Here is a 645-nt window from a genome sequence, read left to right as displayed (position 1 = left end):
CTCCGGGTCGCGCATGCCGCTGTCGTTCTTCGTCGAACTCGGTGCGGCAATCAGCGTCGCGTCGACCACCGTGCCCTGGCGCAGCAGCAGCCCCTTGGCACCCGGCGTGTCGTTGACCGTCGCCGGGGTCTTGGGCGCCAGCTTGTGCTTTGCGTAATCCAGTGCTCTTGATCAACGAGTCCGGCAACGACCAACGAGTTCAGTGGTCATGAGCACGGGAATTCCAGCCCCAGAAGCTCACCTATCGGTGGATAACCCCGCTTGGCGCGCGACTGTGGAAATCTCTGGCTGCAGCCAGCCCGCTCAACAGGCGTGTCGGCTCCGCCACGATGCCCGTCTACCCACCTGGCATCTCCGGCACGCGCTGGTGGAAGACGCCCGCGGCGCCGATCTTGTCCAACTGCGCCGCGTTCACGCCGTGCCAGCCGATGCCTTGCACCGGCGCTACGCCGATCACCTGGTCGTGCGGTTTGCAGTACAGGAACACGCGGCCGCGGTTGTCGCGGTCGCTGCCCGGCGCGGGCACCGCCTTCGGGTCGCCGGGAAAGGCCTTCACTTCGAAGCGCGTCTCGCTCGTGTTCGGATCCTTGAAGCCGTGGCGGTTGATCAACTCCAGCGAGGCGCGGCGCGTCAATAGTCCTTCTT

At 65.9% G+C, this 645-nt stretch carries 1 protein-coding gene and 1 pseudogene; both read right to left on the bottom strand.

Annotated features, from left to right (window positions below; all coding sequences use genetic code 11):
* Positions 1–150 (bottom strand): annotated as a pseudogene (locus CKO43_RS25580) (IS5/IS1182 family transposase); the annotation flags it as partial.
* Positions 151–337: 187 nt separating this feature from the next.
* Positions 338–645 (bottom strand): T6SS effector phospholipase Tle3 domain-containing protein (locus tag CKO43_RS25575; protein ID WP_431191977.1); only part of this gene is annotated, 308 nt, incomplete at its 5' end.

The organism is Rubrivivax gelatinosus (assembly GCF_016583785.1).
Classification (GTDB): Bacteria; Pseudomonadota; Gammaproteobacteria; order Burkholderiales; family Burkholderiaceae_C; genus Rubrivivax; species Rubrivivax gelatinosus_B.
Note: the sequence above shows the minus strand (reverse complement) of the source record. Positions and strands in the feature narration are given on the sequence as shown.